Below are 23,459 nucleotides of genomic sequence, written 5' to 3'. Positions count from 1 at the left end.
TCCCTTTCCGACTTCTGACGCTCCGCTCAGCACACCACCCCACCCCCGCCAGGGCACCACCATGCCCGCTGCCCCTCCGCAACCCACTCCGAAGGATTCCCTCATGCCCCAGGACGTCGACTTCCACATACCCCTGCCGGGCCGACAGAGCCCGGATCACGCGCGGGCCGACGCCGAGCAGCTCGCCTGGCCGCGGTCGCTCGGGCTGATCAAGTCCGAGGCGGCGGCGACGCGTCATCTGCGCGGCGGCTACGCCGACCTGGCCTCCCGCTTCTACCCGCACGCCACGGGCACCGACCTGGACCTGGGCGTCGACCTGATGTCGTGGTTCTTCCTCTTCGACGACCTCTTCGACGGGCCGCGCGGCGAGAACCCGGAGGAGACCAAACAGCTCACCGACGCGGTCGCGGCGGCGCTGGACGGTCCCCTTTCCGACACCGCGCCCCCCATCGCCCACGGCTTCGCCGACATCTGGCGGCGCACCAGCGAGGGCATGACACCCGCCTGGTGCGCGCGCAGCGCCCGGCACTGGCGCAGCTACTTCGACGGCTACGTCGACGAGGCGGAGAGCCGCTTCTGGGACACGCCGTACGACTCCGCGGCCGAGTACCTGGCCGTGCGCCGGCAGACCATCGGGGTGCAGCCGACGGTCGACCTCGCCGAGCGCGCGGGCCGCTTCGAGGTGCCGCACCGGGTCTTCGACAGCGCCGTGCTCTCCGCGATGCTCCAGATCGCCGTCGACGTCAATCTGCTGCTCAACGACATCGCCTCGCTGGAGAAGGAAGAGGCTCGCGGCGAGCAGAACAACATGGTCATGATCCTGCGCCGGGAGCACGGCTGGTCCAAGGACCGCAGCGTCACCCACATCCAGAGCGAGGTGCGCACCCGCCTGGAGCAGTATCTCCTGCTGGAGTCGTGCCTGCCGCAGGTCGGCGACATCTACCGGCTCGACGAGGCCGAGCGCGAGGCCCTGGAGCGCTACCGCGACGACGCCGTGCGCACCGTGATCCGCGGTTCCTACGACTGGCACCGCTCCTCGGGCCGCTACGACGCCGAGTTCGCGCTCGCCGCCGGTGTCCAGGGCTACCTGGAGGAGCTCGGCAGCACCGCCCACTAGCAGCACCGCATACCGGCAACACGCACCCGCGCCCGGCCGTCGCGGCGGCACAGCTGTCAACGGACCGCAGCGGCTGTCAACCGATGAGTAGAGATGGGAAGTTGAGAATCGCATGACCGAGCAGACCACCTTCTCGGCGGGAGCGGCGCCCGGGGCGCTCCCCGTTGTCGGACACGCCTTCCAGATGATGCGTCACCCCGTGAACTTCATGGCCTCGCTCTCGGCCCACGGCGACCTGGTCGAGATCAAGATCGGCCCCACCACGGCCTACGTCCCGACCCACCCCGAACTGCTGCGGCATGTCCTGACCAACGACCGCATCTTCGACAAGGGCGGCGTCTTCTACGACCGCGCCCGTGACATCGCCGGCAACGGCCTGGTCACCTGCCCATTCGCCGACCACCGCCGCCAGCGCCGGCTGATGCAGTCGGCGTTCACCCGCGGCCAGCTCAAGCGGTACGCCGAGGCCATGCAGGCCGAGATCGAGGACACGACGTCGCGCTGGCAGGACGGCATGGTCGTCGACGCCTTCCAGGAGATGTACGGCATGGCCCTGCGCACGGTCGGCCGCACCCTCTACTCCACACCCGTCAGCCCCGAGCTGGCGGCGAAGGTGGAACGTTCCTTCGACGTCGTGCTCAACGGCCTGTTCCGGCAGATGTTCCTGCCGGCCTCGATCCGTCGGCTGCCCCTGCCGTCCCAGCGCCGCTACAAGAGCAACCTGGACTTCCTGCACGAGACCACCCAGCAGCTCATCGACGACTACCGCAGCTCCGACACCGAGCACGACGACCTGCTCGCCGCCCTGATCGCCTCCCGCGACGACGACGGCGGCCAGCTCGGCGACAAGGAGATCCACGACCAGGTCATCACTGTCATGGCGGCCGGCACCGAGACCGTCGCCGCCACCCTCACCTGGGTCTTCTACCTCCTTTCCCAGCACCCGGAGATCGAGGCCGCGCTCTACGACGAGATCGACACCGTCCTCGACGGCCGTGCCCCGCGGTGGGACGACCTGCCGAACCTCTCCCTGGCCGACCGGATCATCTCCGAGACGCTGCGACTGCACCCGCCGGCCTGGCTGTTCACCCGCCTCACCGCCTCCCCGACCGAACTCGCGGGCCGTCAGCTGCCCACCGGCTCCACCATCGTCTTCAGCCCCGCCGCGGTCGCCCAATACGAAGACGCCTTCGACACCCCCAAGAAGTTCGACCCCGACCGCTGGCTCCCGGACCGTATCGCGCCGACCGCCCGCCACGCCTACGTGCCGTTCGGCACCGGCGCCCGCAAGTGCATCGGCGACCTCTACGCACGCACCGAGGCCGCCCTGGGGCTCGCCACCATCCTCGGCCGCTGGCGGGTCACCTGCGAGCCCGGCATGGACATCCGCCCGGTCCCGCTGGCCACCGTCTACCACCCGCGCCGGCTGCGCCTGAGGCTGGACGCACGCACCCCGCGCCGGATGACCTCCGCCGACCCCGCACCGGCCGGGGGTGACGCGACATGAGCGAAGGGAACGTCGTCCTGGCCCTCAGGGCGCGGTCTGTGTCTTCTCCGCGCACGGCGTCTCCCCCCAAGTGCGCTCCGCCGCCGTCGGCCGGCAGCTCGAAGTCATCGACGCCATCTGCCCGCTTGTGGGTGCCGGGAATTATGTCACCTGCTGGTTCGGATCCGTCACAGCTCAGCGGGCCGTGAGCCGTTCTGAGGCAGCGTGCTGGTCGTGGTGATACGGCTGATCTGCCTGCTCGCCTGCCAAGCCTGCCGATGGCTTGCGCGGCGCCCACCCGCCACCACATCAACTTTGGTGCACTCTCATCCCTACGAGGTGCTGCATCTTCACGTGTACCCGGACAGCGGGGTCTGGGTGCGCAACCGGTCGATCTCGGCGAGCACGCGGTCCACATGCGGACGCACCTGCGCCTGCAACGCGTCGCTCCAGCTCTCCTCGGAGTACCGGCAGTTGAGATAGAGCTGCCTGGCGTGCTCGAGGGCGGGGCGGTGCTGGGGCGGGAGCTGGGCGAGGGCCCAGTGGGCGGCGGCGTCCTTCGACCTGATCTGGCCGGTGGCGAGCGTGGTCCAGATGCGGGCCAAGGTCAGCAGGACGTTGCGGGTGTCGCCGTCCAGGTCGTCGAGCAGGCCGGGGATGCCCTCCAGGTTCGCCCGGACCAGGTCGGCGTGCGGGACGGGGGCAAGGACCTGCGCCGGGCGCGGGCCGGTGAGGGAGTGGTCGCCGGTCAGGGCCATGGTGATCAGCAGGGCCAGATCGGGCATCGGCTCTGGCCGGGGGACCTCTCCGGCCTCGTACTCGGCGCGCAGCCACTCGCCATACAGGAAGTCGCCGGTCGGCGGGTACCGCCACGGCCGGACCTCGGACTGGACGACCACGGTGAGCTCGACCGGGCGGCTCTTGTTCCGGGAGCCGGAGATCCCGAGCAGTCCGCCGAGGAGCGTCCGTCGCTCCTGCTCGTCCATCCGCCGCCGGGAGACAACCAGCACGTCCACATCGCTGGCCGGCCTGAGGCCGCCGAGCACGGAGGATCCGTGGAGGTAGGTGCCGATGACATCTGGGCCCAGCACACCGCCGACCAGCCCCACGGTCTCCTGGATCTGATCCACTGCGCCAGTGTCTCCTGTCGTCCGGGCCGACTGCACAGCATGACATGAGGTCGGTGTCACAGGGTGACGGTGGTGGGTCGAGATCGAGGCCCGTTCCGGCGAGGAAGCCGTCAAGGGTGGCGGGTCGGTATGGCAGACGTTTGAGCCGGTTGCGCACGAGAGTCTCGAGTCGGCCGAGAGCCATCGGGGTGAGGTTGGCCAGGCTGCGTTTGACGTGGGCCCACAGTCCTTCTACGGGGTTCAGCTCCGGCGAGTAGGCCGGCAGCAGGAACACTGTCAGCCACTCCCGCTCATCGATCAGCTTGCGCATCGCGCAGGAGACATGGGTGTTCAGCCGGTCTTACACCAGCAGGATCGGCGCCTTGACCAGCTGATGCGCGCCATCGAGTAGCCGGATGAGTCGCTGCGGCGCTCATCCTTGCCTCCGCCGTGCACCCGCAGCCGGTGGCACAGCCGCGTCTGAGATCGTGGCCGCACCGCGATGAGTCCCGCGACCGACAGGCGTCCGGAGCGGCGGCCGCTGACCGCCACGACCGGAGTGATTCCGCGCCGCCCCCAGGTGCGTTCTTGGGGCGGCCGGCGGGTGAAGCCTGCTTCGTCCTCGAAGCAGATCCATCCACCGCAGGCCGCCCGTGTTGTTTTACCACCGCCCAGGTCGCCTCCTTCCACACTTCGACGGCCTGCTCGTCGCGCTCGGCCACCCGCTGTGCCGGCATCTGCGGGCTGAAACCCAGCTGGTGCATGACACGGGTGGCCCCGGACACGCTGTAGGAGACATGGACTTCCGGCCGATCAGCGTGGCCACCCGGGCAGCGGTCCACACCTGGTCCTCAACCCAGCCGTGGGCGGCCGGGCCCTGGCCGAGATACTCGGCCAGCTTCTGCAGGCACCGCGGGGAGAGCTTGCGGCGTCGCCCACTGGGCCCGCGGGAGGCCAGCGCCGCCGCCCCTGAGCCCTTCCACGCCTGGTACCACTGGTAGGCCGATTTCCGGCGCTCCCGCAACTGCCGGGCCCATCTGGTGGCTTGGCCCCCCGGGCGAACAACTCGGCGGCCTCGATCCGCACCGACTCCCGGCGCCGGCGGCCCTCGACCGTCAGCCCGCCCCCATCCGCATACCGTCAGCGGAATCAATGAAGCGACACCCCGAAGAGCCAACGTCAATAACGAACGGCGAACCAGGTGACGTGTGGCTCAGAGCTGTTGTCGGACAGACGCGTCAGCCCTGGTCAGCGGGTTAAGAGCGGATCCTGCCGACAGGCAGGTCGGCAAAAGCTCACTTCCCTGAGCATTGGATGTGTTCAAGCGTCAGGAGAGGCCTCTGCCACTGCAAGGAGGCCCCAAACCTGAACACACTGAAAGTCGTAAGGGCCGTCAACGGCAACACCGCGGCGTCGGCTGCCGGGGCAGCGTCCGAGCGCTCGCCCACCGAACCGGTGGCAGGGTGTTTAACAGTTGACGGATTGACTTGGCTTTCCTGGTTCCCCTGGGTTTCGCGGGTGGGGTGGATGGGAGTGCATAACCCGTACGGGGGTTCGGTCGTTGATGTGATCGTCAGGCCCGGGAGTGGGGCGAGGCGCGTGAGGAGGTGGGCGGGTGCGGCGCAGGGTTGTGGTGGGTGAGGGTGAGGTGCAGCAGGTCGCGGCGGCCTGCGCCCGCGCGCTGCGGGGTGTGGATGCGGTGAGTGGGGAGCGGCTGGGTGAGGCGGCTTTGGTGGAGCGGGCCGGGTGGCTGGCTGCTGTGGTCGGGTCGCTGGCGGCGGGCGTGGTCCAGGAGCACTGGAACGGGCGCGATCTGGCCCGGCTTGCCTTGGGTGTCGACCGGTCGGGTGGGTCGCTGCCGTCGCAGGGGTGGATGGCGTTGCGGCGGCTGGGCTGGTCGGTGACCGTTGCGGGGGGTGTGTATGTGCCGGACCGGGTGGTGCGGATCGCGCAGGAGCAGGCGGGGCGGGTGCTGCGTTCGGCCTGGTGGCGCGCCGAGATCACCGCTGCGCTCCTGGCGGCCTGGCCCGCTGATCCCGCCCGGCGCACCGTGGCGGAGTGGGAGGCGTTGCGCGCCGCGCTGCCCGACGGCCCGGTGGTGGCGAGTGGTGTGCTGCTGGCCCATACCCGGCAGATCGCCGCGTTCTGGGCCCGTCATCGGCGGCTGCCAGCGGGTTTGACGGAGTGTGAGCAGGCGCCGGGGGCGGGTGGGCAGGTGGTGCTGGCGGCGGTCGACAAGCAGCTCGCCACCCTCGAACGCTGCCCGGACGACCCGTTCCACTACGGAGTGTTGACGGTGCGGCTGCCGACCGGGCCTGCGCCCGCCTGCCGGGCGGACTGGCGTCCGGTGCGTATCCGGTTCCGGCTGCCGCCGCATGTGCCCGCCACAGCGGTGCTGTGCCCGCCGACCCTGCGCGTCCGCCAGGGGCGGCTCCTTCTCGATGTGCCCTACGCGCTCGCCGCCCCGAGGCCGGAGCGGGCCGGACACCGCATCGCGGTGGCTTTCGACTGGGGGCTGAACACCCTGCTCACCGGCGGCACCCTCCACCTCACCCACGAGACGCAGCCCCGCGTCATGACCGACACACAGCCGGTGTACTTCCGCGCGGCCGGGGTGCTCGCCAAGGCCGACCGGCTGCGCATCCACGGCGAGCACATCAGCGCCCGCATCGACCAGCTGCGCACCCCTGATCGCCTCCCGCCAGGAGCGCGGGATGCGCCCGGGCCCCTGGCTGGTGGCGAGACTCGCCGTCCTGCAGACCGAGGGCGAACGTGTCGCGAGGCGCCGTACCCGGCTGAACGCGGCACTCGCCAAGGCCGCCGCCCGCTTCATGACCGACCACGCGACCGCCGCCGGAGCCCGGGTCATCTACCTCGAAGACCTCCGCGACATCCAGGCACGCGGCAAAGGCCGCACACTCAACACCCGCCTGTCCCAGACCGTGCGCGGCGCGATCGTCGCCCAGGTCCGCCACCAGGCCGCGGCCCACGGTATCGCGGTCGTCATCGTCCCGCCCCGGGGCACATCGCAATACTGCCCCCGGTGTCTGACCGCCTTCCGCCACCACAAAGCCCCAGGCGACCGGGCGGCGGGCTGGGCCTGGGCCACCTGCCCAGGCGATGCGTGCGGGTACAGCACCGGCCGGGACAACGCCGCATGGCAGCGGACCGGCGCCCGCGGCCTGACCCACCAGCACAAGACCAGCCTCGACCGCACCAGCAACACCTTCGTCATCCGCAGCGTGGTCCAGGCCCTGGACCAGGCGAGCACGGTCCAGCAGCAGACCCGGGACCGCACCAAGAGCGGACCCACAGCAAAACGCCCTGTGCCCGGGAAGCGGCGCAAGGTCCCCGCCCCACCCGACACCCGCACCCCAACCAGAGCGCGGCCGGGTGGCAAGCGTCCCGCGGGGCGGCCCCCCACGCACCCGACCCACCGCAGCCGGCGGCGGACACGGCAGCAGGGACCGAACACGATCGGCACCCCCGCCCGGCCACATCGGCCGGACGGGGCCAGACTCGGGGCAGGCTTCCACCGCCACGCCCACACCACCCCCACCCGGGGACAGCCGAGTCACCCTCCTCCCGAGCGGTCCCGAACACCCAGGATCACCCAGGAAACCCAAACCGATTAGAGACGCTACAGGTCGTCGTCACTTGTGGTCGCGAAGGAAAGCGGGGATCTTGCTGCGGGTCGGGTAGTTCGGCAGGGGGGTCGGCTTGTCCTGAAGGAATGCGCTGACGACGGCGGCGGCTCGGTCGTTGTTGTCGTCGAGGCCGTTCCACATGTGGTGTCCAACGCCGGGCATGTACTGCGTGCGCTGGATGGCGGGATCATTGGCAAGGATGGTGGTCGCCCATTGACGGACCTGGGAGGAGCACTCGGCGATCATCAGCATCGCGGGGGTCCGGGAGTGCCTCAGTTGCGGGGCGATGGAGGGTGAGTCCTTGATCGTCTCCTGGATGCGGAGACTGGCGGCGGCGCTGAAGGAGAAGTTCTGTTCCGTGTCCTCGACCGGGATGCGGTGCGCGTCGCGCGCGCAGTAGCTGGATGCGGTGTCGCTGCCGAGATCGGCGGCGGTGAACGCGTTGACGCCCTCGGCCTGTCCGATCAGCCCGGTGTCGGGGGTGAGCAGCCCGAGTCGCATGAGGCCGAATGCGACTGCGTACCGGGGGGTGCGGGTGGACCGCGGTCCCGTCATGGTCGGCGCGAGGTCGCGCGCGGATTCTCGGCCCTTGTGCCCGGTGATGTGTGCGGTGGGGCCGTCCATCGGGCCGGGCTCGGCGATGATCGCCCGGTGCAGACGGGCGGCGACGCGCGGGTCGGCCAGGGCTCGCGTGAGCACGACGCCGCCTGCGGAGAACCCGAGGATGTCGACCCTGCCCTTGCCCAGACGGTCGACGAAGGCGTCGAGATCGCGGACCGACCTGGCAATCGTGTACTGGTCCATGGGAAGCAGGTCGCTTCGTCCCCCGCCGGCCTGTTCGTAGGCGTGGACGTCGTAGCCCTGTCGCGCCAGAAGCTGCAGGAACCGGTGGTCAAGAACCGAGATACCGCGAACCGGTCCGCCGTGGAGGTACACGAGCGGAACGGGGTGTCGGGTGCCGGCGTTCGCGGGCGGGTAGTGATACACCGCGACCCGGCTGCCTGTGGCCAGGGTCCAGTGCTGCGTGGCCACGAAAGGCAGGTCGGGCGGGGACCGCCGCGCCGTGGGCACGGTCGGGATGCAGACCGACGCCGTCAGTGCTGCCGCGACGACCACCGGCAGGAACGGCACGAGCCGCGCCGGCCAGGGACGGCGCCGACCCCACCACAGTGCGGCGGCAGTCGCAATTCCCAGGGTTGTCCCCCACGCGGGGAGCCCCGAGGCTGCTCCGTCCGTGAGGACGATGAGTGCCAGGAAGAGGACGACCAGCCCCGCGATGGCAGCCAGGGCCAGCGCCAGGCGACCGGCCAAGCGGACAGGACGTATCACGGACGGTGGCATGAGGGTCTCCAGCAGTTTCAGAACGATGTTTCAAAACGACGTTATCAGAGGAGCTAAGCTGTTCGCCGTGGGTAGGCCGAGAACGAACGACGAGACCGTCAAAGAGCGACTAGTGGCGTGCGCGACCGAAATGCTCGCCACCCATCCGCAGGAGTCGGTCACACTCCGCGCCCTGGCCACTGCCGCCGGGACGTCGACGACGGCGGTGTACTCCTTGTTCGGCGGCAAGGACGGGCTGATCGGCGAGGTACGCAACAGAGCCGTCGCCGGCCTGTTCCAGGAAGTGTCGGCAGTGCCGACCTCTGAAGACCCCCTTGCCGACCTCTACGCCCTGGCCGCCGCATACCGTCGATGGGGACGCGAACACAGCCATCTCTACACGGTGCTGTTCGGTGGTGTGCAATCCTTCGACCCGTCGGGCACAGTCGGCACCAGTGACCCCATCCAGCCGCTCCTCGCGGCGATCGATCGCGCCTTGACGGAGTCCGTCCTCGCCGGCGAAGCGACATTCATCGCCCTCTCTATCTGGGTGACTCTCCACGGGCTTGTGACTCTCGAACTGGCTGGGGCCCTCGACGCCGCCACGGCCGAGGCCACATTCCGATCGACGATTCCCGCAACGCTGCGCGGCTGGACGACCCCCGCAGTGTTCTCCAGCCTTCGACACGCCGACCCCGCCACGTAGCTGACGAAACGCCTTGCCCTGAACACCTACTACGTCGTCGCGGTCGCGCTCTGCCCCACGCGGCGGCTGAACTCGGACGCCACGGTCTTTGTTGAAGGGGTGTGGTATCGCTCCAGCGCCAGCTGGTCGACACCCGGGCCTGGGCCCGTTTCAACGGCGACGAGCTGATCGTCACTGCGGTCGGTGAGGACGGGCTGGCCGAAGTCGCCCGGCACGACCGCTCAACGCCCGGCAGTCCGCAGCCTGCAGCGGCCTTTGTCCGCAGCCCTGCTCCAGAGCGCGGTGCGGCTCGACGAGCTGCCGCTGCACGCGGCGAGACCGGTGGCCAACCGTCTACGCGGCGGAGGAGACGATGCTCGCCCGTACGTCACGGGCAGCGGCGCCTACTTCGCGGAGGCTTCGAGATGCCGGGGTTGTTGATCAGGCGCTCGACGGTGTTCCTGTCCTTGTAGAGGTCGGCGTCATGGCTGACGGGCCGACCGCCCCTGGAGCCCCTTCTTCCTCCGGTTGGCGGCCTGGTTCCTCTTCTCCGGGATCACTGCCTCGCTGATGCGGGCTTGGTGCTGGCGGCGGCGTCGCCAGTGCAGGATGTGCTCGATCGGAGTGGGGCGGCGGTCGGTGAGGCGAGTGATCAGACGTCGGATCTCGGCGAGGCTGAGGTGGATGAGCTGGGAGGATCCGTTTCTGCTTTCTCTGTGTTCGGCGCTCGGGCGCGCAGAACGGTCAGACAGACGTGGACGGCCATGGCCAGGGTCATGTGGCGGTTGCGCTTGCCGAGAATGTCATCCGCCCTGGTCGCAGCGGGTACACCGAGCTGCACGGTCGTCGGCCACGGCCGCTGGTGCAGATGCTCTCGCGTAGCCGGTGGTTCACACATAATGATGATCGATCGTGCTGCTGCGACTGGCCTACCTCGGTGTGACGGATACGGAGATTCTGGCTCTCCGTCATCAGATCACGGTCCTGGAACGCCAACTCGACAAGGGAAAAGTCCGGTTCAGCCCGAGCGACCGAGCGCTCCTGGCGGCGCTGCTGCACCGGCTGCCGTTGCCCGCCTTGCGGCGTCTGCGATCGTTCCGTCTTCTACTCGGCTACCGCCCCGGACACGGCCGCCGATGCGTCTGGGCCCCGCGCGGCAACCCCCTCCTGAGAGCTGTGGGACGACTGCACGGGGCTTGAGAAGAACCGACCCGATGCCGCCCTTTGAGGAATTGGCACGCGTAGGGCCAACGGACGTCTTCTCCTGCGCCGCGCTCCAGCCGGCCCGCCCGGCGCACCACCTCCCACGTGTCTGGAGGTACGCCTCCCGGCCCGTCGCCTACGTCCTTGTATGGATCATGGGTGGGTTACGGTGCCGGCATGAGCATACGGTTCACCGGCTGGCCTGAGCGGGCCATGGACGTGTTACTGCACCTGCAGGGCGAGCCCTCAAGCGCGGTGCGCGAACAGTACCGCGCGGATCGCGAACGCCTCGTCCGGCAGCCGATGATCGCGTTGCTGAATGATGTGGCGGACGTCGATCCACGGTACGAGGACTTCTCTGTCTGGCACTACCGCACAAACGCCTGGTGGTGGCAGCATCAGGGCGCGGTGATCCGACTCAGCCGCAAGATCGAGATCGGTCTGCGGTTCGATCTGGACGGCCTGCGGATCCAGGGGGCTTGGTGGTATCCGGACCCGGGCCAGGTCGCCATGTTCCGCAAGGCCGTCGCCGCCGAGAGCAGCGGCCGCGAACTGTCCGCCATCGTCGCAGGCTTGCGGCAAGAGGGCTACGACATCTCCGGGGACGTCATGAAGCACCCCCCACGGGGTTATCCGTCCGACCACTTCCGCGCGGACCTGCTGCGCCACCGCTCACTGATCGCTGCCCAGCCCCTTGGCTGCGACAACTGGCTCCACACCCCTGAAGCCGTCGGCAAAGTCCTCGCGGCCGCCGACGACCTGGACCCCATGCTCACCTGGCTGGTCCGTCACGTGAACGGCCCCGCCTGATACCGGAAGCGCTCTGCCCGCACCGTCGGCCCCGTGCTCAGGCCAATCGGCGCTGGAGAACAGCCGGGCGCTCCCGCTCAGCATGCGGCAGGCCCATGAAGCCGTCGGTGGTGGTGGCCGATGCCGCCTACGGCACCACCGCACACCTGCGGGCCGCCCTGGCCGACCGCGGGCTCGCCTACGTGCTCGCCGTCCGCGCGGATGTGACCGCCCATCCGTCACAGTAACCGTCTCGTTACGGCGCTCCAGAGCCGGATACGGCGCTCACACCCTGGGAGTGCCCTATCTACCGGCGGACGACAAGGGGCTTTGCCCTGTGTGTCGAGTGTCGTACCTGGACGCGGGGCACAGGCATCGTCGGTCCTGTACGGGACCGTTTGACGGGCTGTTTCGAGGATGTGGTTCCGGTACGCACGTTCCGCTGGTCCTGCGGTGAGCGTCACCGCAACGCGCCGCTTACAGCAGAAAGCGAGTGAACCACACCAGTTCGCCACGGTCATCGGTCGCTACGTGGTCGCGCTTGACCCCAACCTTGTCGAGGACGCGAAACGACGGCGCGTTCCAGGGACCCACCGTCGCCCAGAGCCGCCGCCGTCCGGTCACGATCGTGGCCTCGAGCACCGCGGAAGCCGCTTCGGTCGCGAAGCCCTGTCCGTGCACACACCGGAACAGTTCGTAGGCGATCTCGGGCGTGGTGATGGTGGTGTGGGGTCTCACATTGCCCCGTCGCAAGGCGTCTGGTCTATGCCTCAGCTGATCTGGTCCGTGGAATCGGGATGGTGCTGCGGGTGATCGGTGATCCACGTCCATGCGGTCCACGCGCCGTGCCGCGGGCCGGTGGTGCCAGACGTTTTCACCCCCGCCCGGGGGACGTCATTCGCCCGCGGCGTCCTCGGCCTCCCAACGCAGCAGGTCGCCCGGCTGGCACTTGAGCACCTCGCAGAGCGCGGCGAGCGTCGCGAAACGCACCGCCTTGGCGCGGCCGTTCTTGAGTACCGCCAGATTGGCGGGCGTGATCCCTACGCGGTCCGCGAGGTCGCCCACGGACATCTTCCGCCTGGCCAGCATCACGTCGATGTCGACGACGATCGGCATCAGATCACCTCGTCCAACTCGGCCCGCATCTGTGCCGCTTCGACGTCGCGCGCGACGGCCTGGGCGAGCAGCATCCGCAGCACGAGCACGATGAGTGCGACCCCCAGGATGGCCACGCCAACCCCGCTCATGATGACGGTGACGCCCGGGTCGGCCCGCTGGCCCGGCGCACCCAGGGCCGTGACCGCGAACCACAGGAGGGCAGCCGCCACGATCGCGCCGATCACGGCGTCCACGTACCGGAAGGCGGCATGGGAGAACACGGTTCCGCATCGCACCATCGTCACCAGTCGCCATACGCTGACCAGGGCGACCTGGGCCGAGCCCATGCCCAGGATCGTGATCACGCGCAGCGGGGTCAGCGGGAGCGACCCGTCCTCCGGATCGCTCCCGCTGACCAAAACCCACACCATCAACGCCTGCACGGACACAGTGCCGGCGAGCACCACCATGAGCACGGCGCGAAGCGCACGCACTGCCAGCTGTCCCATGCCCCCTCCTTCCATCGAGTTGCGATGGGAATCTATCGAGTATCGATAGATGAATCAAGGGTTGAGTCGGAGGGCGGGCGGTGGGCTACACCGAAGCCCTGGTCCAGGAAGCCGGACCTCGCATGCAGGGCGCGCCTGTACCTCGTTCGCGTTGAACGCCGACGCCTGGAAGGCCAAGCGGCCGCGCCGGGAACAGCCGGTCTGGCCGGCAGGTTGCATCGACCGAGGGACCGGCGCCGCACGGACGGGGAACACGGGGACCACAAGGTCGTCCGCCCACCAGGATCCGAGCCCCAGGATCGCGGTACGCACGCCGCGCACCCGGACCAAGACGTTTTCTGCAGGAGGACTGTTTCATGACTGACCGGCCCTTGACGCTCATGGCAGTGCATGCCCACCCCGACGACGAGGCAACCGGAACCGGAGGGGTCCTCGCACGGTACGCGGCGGAAGGCATCCGCACGGTTCTCGTGACGTGTACCGACGGCGGCTGCGGTGACGGACCGGGGGGTATCAAGCCGGGCGCTCCCGGGCACGATCCGGCGGCCGTCGCCTTGATGCGCCGTCAAGAACTTGAGGCGAGCTGCGACGTCCTGAAGGTCAGCGATCTGGAGACGCTGGACTATGCCGACTCCGGGATGATGGGCTGGCCGAGCAACGACGCCCCCGGATCCTTCTGGCAGACCCCCGTGGAGGAAGGCGCCGCCCGACTCGCGGAACTCATGCGGCACTACCGACCCGATGTGGTCGTCACCTACGACGAGAACGGCTTCTACGGCCACCCCGACCACATCCAGGCCCACCGCATCACGATGGCGGCGCTGGAGATGACCGCGCTGACACCGAAGGTGTACTGGACCACGATGCCCCGCTCGATGATGCAGCGGTTCGGCGAGATCATGCACGAGTTCCGTGAGGACATACCGGAGCCGGATCCCGCCGAGGCCGCCGCGCTGGCCGAGATCGGCCTCCCCGACGATGAGATCACCACGTGGGTGGACACCACCGCGTTCAGCGGTCAGAAGTTCGACGCGCTGGCCGCGCACGCCAGTCAGGGCGAGAACATCTTCTTCCTCAAGATGGGCAAGGAGAGGTTCAGCGAGTTGATGGGCATCGAGACCTTCGTACGTGTCCAGGACGCCACCGGCGCGACCGTACCCGAGAACGATCTCTTTGCCGGACTCCGCTGATCCGACCGTCCGACCGGCCCCGGAAAGCTCATCGACCGCACGGCGCGATCGAGCGGGTCACACACCCGGAGGCTTGTGCATGCGAGTTCCGCTCCGGCAGCCCGCGTCCAGGCCCTGCCGAGGAGGCGACACGAAGCTGGGACTCCGATGTCCGACACGCCGTGAAGCAGATGAAGAGGCCGTAGGTCACCAGGGCGGTCTCCGACACAACCGCGAGACGCTACCCGGGGCCTAGGTTCTCAGTTTTCGCTCCACAGCCTTACGCTCCGCTTCATATCGGCTGCACCTATGAAGCGGAGCGTAAGACTGGCAGGTCGGTGCGTTCATCCATGGTCCCGGCTGTAGCGAGGCTGCGCACTTTGGTCAACGCCCACACGTCAGGTGCGTTGCTGCGGTCAGCGGTTGAGGAGCTGCTGAAAGAAGTCCTCGAGCAGAGGTTGCGCACGGTTGCGGTCGCGGAGTTCATCGTGGCCGAAGCGGGACACCTCGTCACCGCGAACCGTGTGGATGGTGAGGCAGCCGGGGTGGCGTGGTGTGGTATTCGTTGAGCAGTCCGCCAAGTATCTGGCGGCGCCTGACGTGGCGCCGGGCAGGGGGATGACGTTCGGGTCATCGTCGGGTGCTCGTAGGCCGAGGCCGCGGTGGGCCCGTCTCGCGTTGTAGTGCTCGGCGTAAGCACTGAGGACCGTACGCAGGTGTCGTTCACCGATGATGAGGAGTCGGTCGGTGCATTCGGCGCGGGCTGTGCGTATCCATCGTTCGGCGAACGCGTTGGACCGGGGACAAAACGCACACCAGGTCTGCTGGGATGCTCGCTGCGGTGCGGGCGGTAGACCGGAGCGGCGCAGGACGCGCCGGATCGCGGTGACGGCGGCGGCAGGTGCCGCGCGAGAGCGCAGAGCACGGCACGATCGGCCCATGAGAGCTGCGGCCGCTCGATCTGTCGGTGCAGTACAGCGACCTCATGACGAAGCGCGATGATCTAAGAAGATCAGGTAGAGCAATCGCAGACCCACAATCACCGATCACGCGTGAGCCTGAAACATCGACACCAGGATCGACGACGTCACATACTGACCCTCGTCGAAATCTGACAACGGGGCCTTCTGCGTCCGGGCCTTCCAGGACAGCGACTTCTGCCGCAACCACGATGAGGAATCCCAGTGAACGCACCTACGTCTCCGACCGTTTGGGTGACCGGCGAAACCGTCGACGGCCGGTACCGGGTGATCGGCGAGCTTGGCCGGGGCGGGATGGGCGTCGTGCACCGGGTACGGCATCTCGCCTGGGGCATCGACATGGCAGTGAAGAGTTCGCGGCCCGAGCTGTTTCGGAGTCCCGGTGATCAGGAGCTGTTCGTCAGGGAGGCCGAGGCGTGGGTTTCCCTCGGGCTCCATCCGAACGTCTGCGCATGCCATTACGTGCGGGTGATCGACGGTGTCCCCCGCGTGTTCGCCGAGTACGTCGACGGCGGCAGCCTGGCCGAGTGGATCGGCGACGGGCGCCTCCACGCCGGGGATGCGCGACAGGCCCTCGCCCGTGTTCTCGACACGGCAGTCCAAGCGGCCCGTGGGCTCGAGCACGCGCATAGCAGAGACCTGGTGCACCAGGACGTGAAGCCGGCCAACATTCTGCTCGACGGCACGGGCGCCGCGAAGATCACCGACTTCGGTCTCGCCCGGTCCAAGGCCGCCACGGCCCCGGCTGACCTCCAAGTGACGCCGGGCGCCAGCGTGTTGGTGCCGTCCGGCGGCATGACGGTCGGCTACGCGTCCCCGGAGCAACTCGCGGGCGAGCCCGTCGGGCGGCGCAGCGATGTCTACAGTTTCGCGGTCTCGGTCCTGGAGATGTTCACCGGAGGTGTGCATTGGGCGGCTGGTTCGGTCGCGGGTCTCGCGCTGGAGGAATACCTGGCCGACCCCTCGAATCCGGTCGCGGCGCCACCGGAAGTCGCCCACCTGCTCCGGCGCTGCCTGCGGCAGCACCCGGCCCACCGGCCGGCCTCGATGGCGGACATCGCGGATGTACTGACCGGGATCTACGAGCAGGCGACCGGCTCGGCGTATCCGCGTCCCACGTCGCAGGCCGCCGATCTGCGCGCCGACGAGCTCAACAACCGTGGCCTGTCGCTCCTCGACCTGGACCGGGCCACCGACGCCGAACATGCCTTCGACCAGGCGCTCGCGGTCGACCCGCACCACGTCGGGGCCGTGTACAACGGTGGCCTGTTCCGGTGGCGTACGGGGGCGATCACCGATGGGGAACTCGTCGCCCAATTGGAGGCGATCCCGCGTGGGTCCGGCGCGTCCTCCTGGCAGGTGCAGCTGTTTCTGGCCCGGGTCCACCTCGAACGCGGCGACCTCGCGGCGGCACACGACCTGCTCGACGCCCTCGCGCGCGAACGGCCCGACGACACCGACGTACGGGCGGCGCTGCGGGTGGCGGCCTCCGGAACCGTGGCCGATGCCCGCCACACCGGCACCCGCGTGTTTCGCGAGCCGTTCGCGCTGCCGTTCGCGCCGGTGGAACTGCTCGCCCGGCACGAGGTGATGGGCTACCTGCCGATCCGGTTCACTCCCGACGGACGCCTCGCGCTGAGCGGCCACTGGGACGGCGCGCTCCGGCTGTGGGACACGGCGACCTGCGCACAGCGGTTGGCGGTCGAGGGCCACCGCACGCAGGTGCTCGGCGTCGACCTCACCCCTGACGGCTCGTACGCACTGTCCACGAGCCGCGACGGCACGGTGCAGTTCTGGGATCTCAGGGCGGGCAGGTGTACCCGCGTCATCCGCTCCGCCGCACGCGCCACGGGGTGCCCGGTCAGGTTGAGTGCCGACGGACGCATCGGTGTGTGGCAGGGCGTGGACGGGCGCGTCCAGGTCTGGGAACCGCGGACCGGGACCTGCCGGTGGTTGCTCGGGGCAGCACTCAAGGACAGCGCCCTGGACGGCTCGCAGTACGAGGTGAGCGCCGACGGGCGCCATGTGCTCACCGCCGAGGAGGACGGGGCGCGGCTGTGGAGCGTGGCCGATGGCCGGTGCCAGGTGCTGGCCGCCGGCTCGGCGACGCATGCGCTGTGCTTCAGTCCCGACGGGCGGATGGTCGCGGTGGCCGGCGAGGACCGGGTGATCCGGTTGTGGGATGTGGGGAACGGCCAGCGGGTCCGTAGGTTGCGTACGTTGTCGGGGCTGACCGCCGCGGCCGGTCACCTGGCCTTCGGCGAGAGTGGGCGGCTGCTGCTGTCCGGAACGACCGGCGACCACACCGTTCAGATCTGGGAGCTGAGCAGCGGCCGGTGTCTGCGGACCTTCACCGCCCACGCGTACGGAATGCACCACGTCGGATTCCCGGACAGCGACGACCGGTTCGGCTGCTCCGTCGGCGGGCATCCCGAACTGCCCATGCATCGCTGGCGGTTGCCCGATACCGAATACACCGCCGAGCCGCACGTGATCAAGCCGCGCGAGTACGCGGAGGTCAGCCGGCTCGGCGGCCTGGCCGAGGAACTGCTCGCCGACGCACGCCAGGCGATGTCGAACGGCCGACACCGGTCAGCCTTCGGCCTGTTGACCCGCGCGCGGGAGATCCCGGGATACGAGCGCGCGCCCCAGGTCCTGGCCGCCTGGCACGAACTGGGCCGCTCGGCGCGCCACGTACGGCTGCGCTCCGCCTGGTCGCGGCCACTGGACGCCGGCCCCCTCTCCTTCGGCGCCATCACGGCGATCGGTGTCGCCGCGGATGTCCGGCTCGCCGTCAGCGGGCAGAGTGACGGCACCGTACGGATTTGGGATCTGGACAGCGGCGCGTGCACGCACGTCCTCAACGATCACCCGGGCAGAGTGGGCGGGGTGGCGTTGAGCGACGACGGTCGGCACGTCCTGTGCGAGGGCACCAAGCCACTCGCAATCATTCGGCGGCGACTGGCAGACGGCGAGTGCCTCCGGCTGACTCCGGACTGGGACATGAGGAGGACCATCAGGTTCACCGGCGACGGGCGGTACGCCTGGTTCGGCAGCGGCGACGGCGTGCTGCGCCGATGGGACCTGGACGACGATCGCTGCATCGCGACGATCACCCGGAACGGCCCGGTCAACGTGATCTCCACGTCCGCGGACGGACGGCTCGCGGCGGTCGGCGACAGCAACGGCGTGGTCCGGCTGCGAGATCTCGACACCGGAGCCTGCCTGCGGACCTGGACCGGCCCTGGGGAACCGATCCTGTCGGCGTGCCTGAGCGCCGACGGCCGCCTGGCCATGTCCACACACCAGGTCATGTCCTCGGGCGCCGAGGACGAACCTATCCGGCTGTGGGACGCCGGTTCCGGGCGGTCCGTACGCGAGTTCGCGGGGCACGAGGGCTGGGTCTCCGCGGTGCGGTTCACACCCGACGCCCGGTTCGCCTTCTCGGCCGGCCACGACAGATCCGTACGGATGTGGGAGGTCGCCACCGGCCGATGCCTGCATGTGCTCGAAGGGCACCAACAACGCATCCGGCACCTCGAACTCACCCCCGATTTGCGCAACTTGGTCTCGGCGGGAGACGACGGCATCCGGCTCTGGGACCTCGACTGGGAGCTGGTGGCCGACTGAGCGGAGCGGGATGCGTACTGTCCGACGCCGCAGACGGCACGCTCACGTTCACCGTCCCGCCCCCTCCCCTCACACACAAGGAGACGATCCTCTGTGACGCCCTCGGCCACCATCATGCTCACCCTCGTCGAGGGCCCGGTAAAGCCCGGCGCGTACGTCTTCGAGGAGCGCACCACCTGCGTCCTCGGCCGCTCCAGCGACTGTTCGCCACAACTACCCGACGACTCCGACCACAAGACCGTCTCCCGCCACCACTGCCTGCTCGACATCAACCCGCCGGACATCCGCATCCGCGACTTCGGCAGCCTCAACGGCACGTACGTCAACGGCGAGAAGATCGGCCAGCGGCGCCGCGGCCTCACTCCCGAGGAGGCCGTCGCGGATTCCTACCCCGAGCACGACCTCAAGGACGGCGACCGGATCCGCCTCGGTGACACTGTGTTCCGCGTCGACATCACGCGGCCGCAGGTCGCCACGCTGAGGCTCGCGCGCTGCGCCAAGTGCGAGCGCGAGCTGGGCGACGAGGCGGGCGGCCGCCCCGGCGAGTTGTTGTGCGCCGCCTGTCAGGCCCGGCCCGACGCCGTGCTCAAGCTGCTGCTCGAGCTGGCGCACGGCGGCCGCGCCGACCTCATGGCCATCCGCGGCTACTCGGTGATCCGGGAGCTCGGCCGTGGCGGCATGGGCGCGGTCTACCTGGCCCGGCACGAGGCCACCGGCGTCGAGGTGGCGCTGAAGGTGATGCTGCCGAAGGTGGCGGCGAGCGAGACGGCGCGCGCCCGGTTCCTGCGCGAGGTGGCGCTCACCCGGGCAATGAGACATCCGCACGTCGTCGCGCTCCACGACGCGGGCTTCGCGAACGGAACCTTCTATCTGACAACCGAGTTCTGCACCGGCGGCAGCCTGGACCGGCTCGTCGCCGAACGCGGCGGGCGAATCCCGGTCGAGGAAGCGGTGCCCATCGCGGTGCAGGCGCTCAAGGGCCTGGAACACGCGCACGGGCAGGGCGTCGTCCACCGCGACCTGAGCCCCTCCAACATCCTGCTGCACCGGGAGACCGACGGCTCGACGACGGCGAAGATCGCGGACTTCGGCATCGGAAAGGCCTTTGACCAGGCGGGCCTGAGCGGGCTGACACGCACCGGCACCACGGCGGGCAAACCGATGTTCATGCCGCGCCAACAGGTCATCGACTTCCGCAAGGCCACCCCCGCCGCGGACGTCTGGGCATTTGCCGCCTGCCTCTACCACATGCTGACCGGAAGGACCCCGCGCGAGTTCCCGCGCGCCAAGGACCCCTGGCAGGTGGTCCTGCAGGAACCGGCGATCCCGATCCGCCGCCGCGACCCGGCCATCCCACGACGCCTCGCGGAGATCATCGACACGGCGCTGCGGGAGCACCCCGAAATCGGCTGCGCGAGCGCGGCGGAGCTGCGCGGGGCGCTGGAACGGGCGGGGCGGTGAGCCCTGACTGCGGCAGTTACGCGGGAGAGACCGGCCAGCGACCGTGACGGTAACAAAGGACAGCCTGCGCTACTTGTCCGCCGCTTCATCGCTTCGCACTCCGGGGTTCGCCCCCCGTCAGGTCACGACGCCGCTGCCTGAGGTTGCAGCCGCAGGATCCCGAGGAACTCGTCCGTGGCGAGGATCGCGTGGGCGTACTGCGGCGGGTTGAGAATGGCCCCCTGCCGCGGCACCCGCTGGCTGCCCAATGTGACCGCAACGACGTCGTCAGGACGTCGTAGCTCAGGTGCCGTCGCGATCGATGTCGAGATCACTCCCCGCTGCACTCCGCCGGTCAGCAGTGATGCCCGGGTGCCCAGCACGGCGGGCGCGACGGGACTATCCCCGCAAGGGGAAGCGGGTTGCAGTTGGGCCTGTCCCCGTGAGCACGGGGAGCAGCCTTTGGACATCCGGTTCGGCGGGCGCTGCCCGGGACCATCCTCGCAGGCGCCGGGAGCCCGCTCCTTGGTTCAGGCTCGCGTCAGCTGACGAGTCACAACAGGCGCAGCCCGACCAGCCCTTGCTTGTAGCTCCCCCTGCCGGGGACTCAGCGAGCGGTCACGCCAGCGCCCACACCGTTGTGAGGGGTGTGATCGGTCCACATACCCCGGGGCGCCGGACGCCCACCCATCCACATCGACACCGTCAGCCTGCGACGGCTGTACGCCCTCGTCTTCCTCGAGCACCACACCCGGCGCCTGCACATCGCCGGCATCACCGCACACCCAAAATCGCTGCGCTTCCTCATCCGAGACCGCGACAGCAAGTACACCGACACTTTCGACGCCGTGTTCCAGGCCGAGGACATCGAGATCATCAAGACGCCGGCCCGTGCGCCAAAAGCCAACGCCCACTGCGAATGGTTGAACCCTCCGCCAGGAAGCCCTCGGCCATATCCTCATACTCGGCGAAGCCCACGCACGCCGGGTCCTCGCCACGTACCAGAGGTACTACCACGCGCACCGCCCCCACCGGGCCCGATGCCAACTACCTCCCCAGGCTCACAAACCACCACCGGCCCTTGGGCCAGCCAGCGGCAGAGTCCTGCGCATCCTCATCCTGAGCGGCGTGATCAACGAGTACAGATATGACGCTTGACCAGGAGCGATGACTATTCGAGCCCCACAGCCACAGATCATTTCGTGGTGTGGCTGTGGAACACCGACATCGCGATCCTGCCGGGCCTGGAGTTCGACGCCGAGACCGCCCGCCGGCGCGCCGGCGCCGACGCCGGCGGGTATCAAGAGCCGTACGGAGAACCGCGTGACACCCGCAAGTGGGACGAGGAAGACCGCCGCCGCCTGAAGTAAGCACCGACCGCCCCCGGCCGGCCGGGGCGATGCCGCGGTCCGCCTCCTCCATTCCATCCGCCGACTCAGCGGTTTCAGCGCGGCTTCAGCAGCGAGGGCCGGGCTCGCGGGCGCGGCGCAGCCACCGGATCACCGACCAGGTCAGCAGCGCAAGACCGGTACCCCAGGCGGCGGGCCGCTTGAACAGTGCTCCCGGAGAGGCGGTGCCGAGCAGGTCCCGTGCCCGGTCGAAAGCGCTCAGCGGCACTCCGAGTACGACGTTGCCTGGTGGTCGCCGTGGCACGACGGGGTGCGGGTGGGTGGGGGCGACGCGGCGGGCGGTCTCCCGGCCGGCGCCGATCCGACGCAGCCGGGTGGGGGACATCGCCTCTCGCAGGCGCGGCAGCAGCTGGTCTTCCTCGTCCCGGATGTCCTGGCGGATCAGAGCGAAGGCCTGGCCCAGCTCCTCGGCGCGGGACGGGTCCCCGGCGTCGAGGCGTTCGATGTCGGTGACCAGGTCGTTGATCTGCTGATGTTCTTCCTCCACCTGGGATGTCAGCCGCTCGCCCTCCGGCACGGCCCGTCGCACCACCGGCCACAGGACGGTTTCCTCGGCGAAGGCATGGCCGAAGACCCGTCGTACGAGGCCCTTGAGGGCGGCTTCCCGCTCCAGGCCAGTGGTCGTGTCATAACGGTCCATCAGGCGGTCGATCTCCGCGTGGTCGCGCCGCTGCCTGGCCAGGACGCTGGTGGAGCCGCCGAGTTCTTCGACGGTCTGTTCCTTGACGCTTGTCACCATGGCTCTCTCTCCTCGGTTCACGAGCCGGGGGCTCGGGCCCTACCGGCCCCCTCCCGCTGCCGCGCGCGGAGCCAGGCCGTGATCCAGCCGGCCTCCATCACGGCGTCAAGGAGATACGTAGGGCGAATGCGCCCCTTGGGTACATAGGCCAGGTCGACCGCCAGCAGCGTCAGGGCCGTCGTAAGACCGGTGGTGCGCGCACTGGCCCGTCTGTCGGCCGAGCCTGCCCCCGCGAGCTGGGACACCCCGTTGGCGACCAGTAGGCCGCCGACCGTGTGTTGCAGCCACCGTTCCCGCTTCGAGCCGAACACCCACTCGAAGCTGCGCAGGTGTACCAGTGGCCACAACCCGCCCACGACGTTGAACGCGCCGTGCGCCACGGCCAGAGGGCCGTACCTGTCGGGGGGTTCTTTTTGCGATCTCCGTGTCCGCATGCGCACGTCCTTCCTGCCGTACGTACCCTCCTGCTCGGGGGCGCGCGGGTATGGGCCGGTCAGCCGCCGGGGCGTAACACCGCCCGTACGCAGCCGTCCGTCTTGTTCCTGAGCCTCTCGTAGTCCCGGGGCGGTTCGGCCAGCAGCAAGATGTCGGCCGCCAGGTGGGCGGAGATCGCCCCTTCGGCGCCCAGCAGCATCGCCGCGCGTACCGCCATCCGCCCGACGGCTCCGCACCCTCACATCGCCACCGTGTCCCCCGGCTCCACCCCGCCGAGTTCGGCCCCCAACCAGCCGGTCAGCACCGGACCGGACGCGAACACGGCGCTGGTCGTCGATCCCCTCGGGCACCAGGAAGGCGCCGTAGTCGGCCAAGGACACCCGCACGTAGTCGGCCACGCCCGCGACACGTGTGGCGGTACCCAACAGCGCGAGGCTGGTGCGCTTCATCGGACGTCTCCCGTTGCGTCGTCTGCCCCCACTGGGTTCCCCCTATCCGCCGTCCGACGCAGCGCGTCCTCGACGGCCGCCACAAGATCAGGCGGGTGCAGGCCTCTCACCTTCCGGCGCTTCCGCGCCGCCGCCTGGTCAAAGAACACGGCGATTCGGCGTGCGGCGACGACCTGGAGAATCTGGCGAAGGAGATCTCGCAGGACCGGCAGGCCCTTCTGCGGGTCATGGCGAACCTCGCCGTT

At 69.4% G+C, this 23,459-nt stretch carries 20 protein-coding genes and 7 pseudogenes; 13 read left to right on the top strand and 14 right to left on the bottom strand.

The genetic code is table 11. The features are described 5' to 3' along the window. Window positions 1-103: 103 nt before the first annotated feature. From ptlA to PV419_RS40455, 3 genes are all read left to right on the top strand, one after another. On the top strand, window positions 104-1,117 hold the full coding sequence (ptlA, locus tag PV419_RS40465; RefSeq protein ID WP_319697587.1) for a pentalenene synthase: 1,014 nt from the start codon (window positions 104-106) through the stop codon (window positions 1,115-1,117). A 112-nt stretch (window positions 1,118-1,229) separates the two neighbouring features. Then, window positions 1,230-2,624, top strand: coding sequence for a pentalenene oxygenase (gene ptlI, locus PV419_RS40460; protein WP_319697586.1), 1,395 nt, complete (start codon window positions 1,230-1,232; stop codon window positions 2,622-2,624). Then, window positions 2,611-2,844, top strand: a complete 234-nt coding sequence (locus tag PV419_RS40455) for a hypothetical protein (protein ID WP_319697585.1) — start codon at window positions 2,611-2,613, stop codon at window positions 2,842-2,844. The genes ptlI and PV419_RS40455 overlap by 14 nt, the downstream gene beginning before the upstream one ends. 109 nt (window positions 2,845-2,953) lie before the next feature. Here the strand turns inward: PV419_RS40455 and PV419_RS40450 are convergent, their stop codons facing one another. From PV419_RS40450 to PV419_RS40440, 3 genes and pseudogenes are all read right to left on the bottom strand, one after another. Then, complete coding sequence (locus tag PV419_RS40450; RefSeq protein WP_319697584.1) at window positions 2,954-3,733, bottom strand: aminoglycoside adenylyltransferase family protein; 780 nt, start codon at window positions 3,731-3,733, stop codon at window positions 2,954-2,956. A gap of 61 nt (window positions 3,734-3,794) precedes the next feature. Next, window positions 3,795-4,264, bottom strand: a pseudogene (locus tag PV419_RS40445) (transposase); the annotation flags it as partial. Window positions 4,265-5,285: 1,021 nt separating this feature from the next. Further along, complete coding sequence (locus tag PV419_RS40440; RefSeq protein ID WP_319697582.1) at window positions 5,286-5,993, bottom strand: hypothetical protein; 708 nt, start codon at window positions 5,991-5,993, stop codon at window positions 5,286-5,288. A 433-nt stretch (window positions 5,994-6,426) separates the two neighbouring features. On the opposite strand from PV419_RS40440, the gene PV419_RS40435 reads away from it, so the two are divergent. Further along, window positions 6,427-7,347, top strand: a complete 921-nt coding sequence (locus PV419_RS40435; protein ID WP_319697581.1) for a zinc ribbon domain-containing protein — start codon at window positions 6,427-6,429, stop codon at window positions 7,345-7,347. An 18-nt stretch (window positions 7,348-7,365) separates the two neighbouring features. Here PV419_RS40435 and PV419_RS40430 read toward each other — a convergent pair whose 3' ends face one another. Continuing rightward, window positions 7,366-8,670 (bottom strand): alpha/beta hydrolase, encoded by a 1,305-nt coding sequence (locus tag PV419_RS40430; RefSeq protein ID WP_319697580.1) that lies wholly within the window; start codon window positions 8,668-8,670, stop codon window positions 7,366-7,368. Window positions 8,671-8,767: 97 nt separating this feature from the next. Between PV419_RS40430 and PV419_RS40425 the strand changes: the two genes are divergently transcribed. Further along, on the top strand, window positions 8,768-9,385 hold the full coding sequence (locus PV419_RS40425) for a TetR/AcrR family transcriptional regulator (protein ID WP_319697753.1): 618 nt from the start codon (window positions 8,768-8,770) through the stop codon (window positions 9,383-9,385). 415 nt (window positions 9,386-9,800) lie between these two features. Here the strand turns inward: PV419_RS40425 and PV419_RS40415 are convergent. Beyond that, window positions 9,801-9,930 (bottom strand): annotated as a pseudogene (locus PV419_RS40415) (IS5/IS1182 family transposase); the annotation flags it as partial. A gap of 86 nt (window positions 9,931-10,016) precedes the next feature. Next, window positions 10,017-10,151 (bottom strand): annotated as a pseudogene (locus tag PV419_RS40410) (IS701 family transposase); the annotation flags it as partial. Window positions 10,152-10,726: 575 nt separating this feature from the next. On the opposite strand from PV419_RS40410, the gene PV419_RS40405 reads away from it, so the two are divergent. Further along, window positions 10,727-11,377 (top strand): DUF2461 family protein, encoded by a 651-nt coding sequence (locus PV419_RS40405; RefSeq protein WP_319697579.1) that lies wholly within the window; start codon window positions 10,727-10,729, stop codon window positions 11,375-11,377. Further along, window positions 11,344-11,604 carry a transposase gene (locus PV419_RS40400; RefSeq protein ID WP_319697751.1) on the top strand — a complete coding sequence of 87 codons (261 nt, stop codon included), beginning with the start codon at window positions 11,344-11,346 and terminating at the stop codon, window positions 11,602-11,604. The genes PV419_RS40405 and PV419_RS40400 overlap by 34 nt, the downstream gene beginning before the upstream one ends. Before the next feature lie 229 nt (window positions 11,605-11,833). On the opposite strand, the pseudogene PV419_RS40395 reads toward PV419_RS40400, so the two are convergent. The 3 genes and pseudogenes from PV419_RS40395 to PV419_RS40385 all read right to left on the bottom strand — a co-directional run. Further along, a pseudogene (locus tag PV419_RS40395) lies at window positions 11,834-12,073 on the bottom strand (GNAT family N-acetyltransferase); the annotation flags it as partial. 177 nt (window positions 12,074-12,250) lie between these two features. Further along, a complete protein-coding gene (locus PV419_RS40390) occupies window positions 12,251-12,472 on the bottom strand; it encodes a helix-turn-helix domain-containing protein (RefSeq protein WP_037952025.1) in 222 nt (73 codons plus the stop codon). Then, window positions 12,472-12,963: a DUF2975 domain-containing protein gene (locus PV419_RS40385; RefSeq protein WP_319697572.1), complete on the bottom strand. Its 492-nt coding sequence runs from the start codon at window positions 12,961-12,963 to the stop codon at window positions 12,472-12,474. The genes PV419_RS40390 and PV419_RS40385 overlap by 1 nt, the downstream gene beginning before the upstream one ends. 356 nt (window positions 12,964-13,319) lie before the next feature. Here PV419_RS40385 and PV419_RS40380 point away from each other — a divergent pair, with 356 nt between their 5' ends. After that, on the top strand, window positions 13,320-14,153 hold the full coding sequence (locus tag PV419_RS40380; protein ID WP_319697570.1) for a PIG-L family deacetylase: 834 nt from the start codon (window positions 13,320-13,322) through the stop codon (window positions 14,151-14,153). A gap of 359 nt (window positions 14,154-14,512) precedes the next feature. Next, window positions 14,513-14,701 carry a hypothetical protein gene (locus PV419_RS40375; protein ID WP_319697756.1) on the top strand — a complete coding sequence of 63 codons (189 nt, stop codon included), beginning with the start codon at window positions 14,513-14,515 and terminating at the stop codon, window positions 14,699-14,701. Between the two features lie 129 nt (window positions 14,702-14,830). Here PV419_RS40375 and PV419_RS40370 read toward each other — a convergent pair. Then, window positions 14,831-15,073: pseudogene (locus tag PV419_RS40370) on the bottom strand (hypothetical protein); the annotation flags it as partial. Between the two features lie 273 nt (window positions 15,074-15,346). Between PV419_RS40370 and PV419_RS40365 the strand changes: the two are divergent. Further along, window positions 15,347-18,742 (top strand): WD40 repeat domain-containing serine/threonine protein kinase, encoded by a 3,396-nt coding sequence (locus PV419_RS40365; protein ID WP_319697568.1) that lies wholly within the window; start codon window positions 15,347-15,349, stop codon window positions 18,740-18,742. Window positions 18,743-18,835: 93 nt separating this feature from the next. After that, window positions 18,836-20,203, top strand: coding sequence for a protein kinase domain-containing protein (locus PV419_RS40360; protein WP_319697567.1), 1,368 nt, complete (start codon window positions 18,836-18,838; stop codon window positions 20,201-20,203). Window positions 20,204-20,325: 122 nt separating this feature from the next. Here the strand turns inward: PV419_RS40360 and PV419_RS40355 are convergent, their stop codons facing one another. Next, window positions 20,326-20,565: a hypothetical protein gene (locus PV419_RS40355; protein WP_319697565.1), complete on the bottom strand. Its 240-nt coding sequence runs from the start codon at window positions 20,563-20,565 to the stop codon at window positions 20,326-20,328. A 306-nt stretch (window positions 20,566-20,871) separates the two neighbouring features. Here PV419_RS40355 and PV419_RS40350 point away from each other — a divergent pair. Together PV419_RS40350 and PV419_RS40345 are read left to right on the top strand one after the other, a co-directional pair. Beyond that, window positions 20,872-21,340 (top strand): annotated as a pseudogene (locus PV419_RS40350) (integrase); the annotation flags it as partial. A 41-nt stretch (window positions 21,341-21,381) separates the two neighbouring features. Further along, window positions 21,382-21,552 (top strand): annotated as a pseudogene (locus tag PV419_RS40345) (ribonuclease BN); the annotation flags it as partial. A gap of 85 nt (window positions 21,553-21,637) precedes the next feature. On the opposite strand, the gene PV419_RS40340 reads toward PV419_RS40345, so the two are convergent. Genes PV419_RS40340 through PV419_RS40330 form a run of 3 tightly spaced genes read right to left on the bottom strand, consistent with a single transcriptional unit; the run spans window position 21,638 to window position 22,982 of the window. After that, a complete protein-coding gene (locus PV419_RS40340) occupies window positions 21,638-22,330 on the bottom strand; it encodes a hemerythrin domain-containing protein (RefSeq protein ID WP_319697563.1) in 693 nt (230 codons plus the stop codon). 17 nt (window positions 22,331-22,347) lie between these two features. Beyond that, window positions 22,348-22,764, bottom strand: a complete 417-nt coding sequence (locus PV419_RS40335; protein WP_319697561.1) for a hypothetical protein — start codon at window positions 22,762-22,764, stop codon at window positions 22,348-22,350. A 59-nt stretch (window positions 22,765-22,823) separates the two neighbouring features. Beyond that, window positions 22,824-22,982 carry a hypothetical protein gene (locus PV419_RS40330; RefSeq protein ID WP_319697559.1) on the bottom strand — a complete coding sequence of 53 codons (159 nt, stop codon included), beginning with the start codon at window positions 22,980-22,982 and terminating at the stop codon, window positions 22,824-22,826. Window positions 22,983-23,459 lie beyond the last annotated feature (477 nt).

The sequence above is a fragment of the Streptomyces sp. ME19-01-6 genome, from assembly GCF_033793745.1.
Lineage (GTDB): Bacteria > Actinomycetota > Actinomycetes > Streptomycetales > Streptomycetaceae > Streptomyces.
This window is presented reverse-complemented; position numbering and strand designations above follow the sequence as displayed.